The 587-nt window shown below is 56.4% G+C and carries 1 pseudogene; it reads right to left on the reverse strand.

The features are described 5' to 3' along the window. Positions 1–297: 297 nt before the first annotated feature. A pseudogene (locus tag JZX87_RS31085) lies at positions 298–587 on the reverse strand (MBL fold metallo-hydrolase); the annotation flags it as partial.

Below are 587 nucleotides of genomic sequence, written 5' to 3' on the forward strand. Positions count from 1 at the left end.
TGTAGCTGATGGCTGAATTCTTCATCCCACCATCTCTACGCCCCACTCACTGACAGCAGGTTTATGTGACAACACCGTCTGCGCCGTTCGCGGTAAGTGCGGACGGCTGAGTAGGTCGACCTGCGCAACTTTGGAAGAGGGAACGCCAGACCATAACCTCGGATGTCGGGGTCGGAACAAGATGGGGTGGTTGCCGTGCTCCCCATCTTGTTCTGGCCCCTTTCTGCCAGGGTGATCGTCTAATTCGTTCAAATAAGACCTTATCGCGTCAAGGGACTTGATGCTTTCCCGTGGTAGTCAGAAAGACGTCCAGTGTTCAGACCGCTCAGTCTCATAGACCACACCATAGTTTGCTCCTGCTCGCTTGATCTGTGCGAAGCCGAGTTCACCCAGATGCATACCGGCGATCGCCACCTGCTCGGAACTGACGAGATCAAGGAGGCTCGCCCGTGTTGCCGCGGCAAGCTGTGCGTCCTGGTCGAATGCGATCGACACGTCCGGGCGCGGCACCTGAATCTGCGGGAAGTGTACAATATCTCCCCAGACCAGCAGGCTTTTGTCACCTGAATCGAGCCAATAGCCGGTGT

This window comes from Agrobacterium sp. Ap1, assembly GCF_017313375.1.
Classification (GTDB): Bacteria; Pseudomonadota; Alphaproteobacteria; order Rhizobiales; family Rhizobiaceae; genus Neorhizobium; species Neorhizobium cellulosilyticum.